Below are 2,214 nucleotides of genomic sequence, written 5' to 3'. Positions count from 1 at the left end.
CAGCAGGTCGTCGGTTCTGACATAGAGTGCGGTCGCGAGGGTGTCAATGTCGGTCGTCACAACCCGTACATCGACACCCTCGCCCCACGTCTCCAGGCGTCCTAACCCTTGGAATCAATCATCTAGTCGCCGCACTGCGGGCGGGCGAACGGCCGTTGCCGCTGGTGGTGCTGTCCAGCTGCCGCGGCGCCGCCACCGGCACCGCGGGACTGGCCGCCGCCCTCGTGCGCCACGGCGCCGACCGGGTCATCGCCATGCAGGCCTCCATCAGCGACGACTACGCCACCGAACTCGCCCGCGACCTCTACACCCACCTCGCCCGCAACCCCGAGGCGACCGTGTCCGCCGCCCTGGCCACCGCCCGCCGCCAGGCCGCCGAACGCCTCAACGAACGCGCCCGCAAGGCAGGCGCCCCGGAACCAAGACCCGAGTCCGCGGTCCCGACCTTGATCTGCGGCGGCCCCGACAATCCGCTGCGCACCACCACCCAACAGACCGCACCGCTGCACCGCCCCGCCCTGGCACCCGGTGGGACCGGGGTTCGCGAACTGCCGTTGGGGCGGTTGATCGGACGACGAGCCCAGGTGCGTACCGCGATGGCCGCATTGCGCGGTACGGCACAGGACCGGGAGAAGGTCGGCGACTGGGCCGGAGTGGTGCTGACCGGAATCGGTGGAATCGGCAAGACCGCCGTCGCCGGCCGCATCGCCACCCGCGCCCGCGAGCAAGGCTGGACCGTCGCCGAACACGTCGGCATTTGGAACCCGACCGTATTGATCGACGCTGTCGCCGAAGCCCTCACCGACCCGCGCCACAGTCAGCTTGTCGCGGCGTTGCACGATCCTCGAGTGGACGCCACCGCGAAGGTCGGCGAGATAGCGCGGTTGCTGTCCGGGATACGGTTGCTGTTGCTGTTCGACGACTTTGAGCAGAATCTCGACCCCGACGGCCGGTTCCTCGACCCCGGCTTCGCCGAACTGTTCACTGTGCTCTGCGACGCCGCCCGCGCCGGAGGCATCCTGGTCACCTGCCGCCACCCCGTTCCGGACAGCGACACCCTGCTCCGCCTCGACCTGCCGCCACTCTCACCAGCCGAGCAACGGCGCCTGTTCCTGCGCCTGCCCGCCCTGCGCGTGCTGTCCACCGACGACCGACGACTGATCGCGGCCACCATCGGCGGACATCCCCGGTTACTGGAATTCCTCGACGTGCTGCTGCGCCAGGGCACCGCGGCAGACTTCCGCCACGTCACCAGCAAACTCCGCACCCTCGCCCGCCACGAAGAGCTCGACCTCCACCCCGACCGCGACCTCGCTACCGGCATCAGTGACACCGTCCGCCTCGGCAGCCGAGACATCCTGCTCGACACTCTCCTAGGCCAACTCAGCCCCAACCAACAGGAACTGGCCCTCCAAACCAGTCTTGCCCGCGCCTCCCTCACCCACCGCGACCTGGCCCACACCCGACACGGCCCCGACCCCACCCCCGAACAACTTCGTGCGCTGAAGCAGGACGTCGAGAGGCTGCGCGACCTCACCCTGCTCACCACCACACACGACGACGAACTGCTTATGCACCCCTGGGTCGGCACCGCACTACATCACACACCTGACGAACTGCTCACCCGCCACCAACGTGCTGCCGCCATGCGCCTACACCGCCTGAACAACAGGGCCGGACGCACCGAAGACATCGCCGACCTCATCCACCACCTGGCCGGACACCGCGACTACGACACGGCCACGGCCGTCGCCTTCCATGTCTGCGACATGGAAGGCGGGCAGGTCGCCGTCGCAGCACTCCTCGCCGATGCTCTTCCTCTCATTCCGACCGACCACCCCAACTACCTCGCACTCGCCGATCGTGAATGCCAGGCGCTACAAAACATCGGCCTCACCACCGCCACCGCCCAACGACGCCACCACCTCCTCACCATTGCCGAACAACGCGTCGGCACCGACCCCGACAACGCCGAATACCAACGCGACCTCGGCGTCAGCCACGACAAGCTGGGCGACCTCGCCATCGCACGCGGCGACACCACCACCGCCGAACACCACTACAACGCCGCCCTCACCATCCACAAACACCTCGCCACCACCGACCCCGACAACGCCCAATACCAACGCGACCTCAGCATCAGCCACAACAACCTGGGCGACCTCGCCATCGCACGCGGCGACACCACCACCGCCGAACACCACTACAACGCCG

Annotated in this window: 1 protein-coding gene; it reads left to right on the top strand. The window is 68.2% G+C overall.

What is annotated here, in order from left to right; all coding sequences use genetic code 11:
* Positions 1-164: 164 nt before the first annotated feature.
* Positions 165-2,214: ATP-binding protein (locus tag LZG04_RS41355; protein WP_233827430.1), on the top strand; the 2,050-nt coding region annotated here is incomplete at its 3' end.

Origin of the sequence: Saccharothrix sp. S26, from assembly GCF_021390395.1 — a bacterium.
Classification (GTDB): domain Bacteria; phylum Actinomycetota; class Actinomycetes; order Mycobacteriales; family Pseudonocardiaceae; genus Actinosynnema.
The sequence above is the reverse complement of the archived record's forward strand: the minus strand, read 5'-3'. Positions and strand labels throughout refer to the sequence as shown.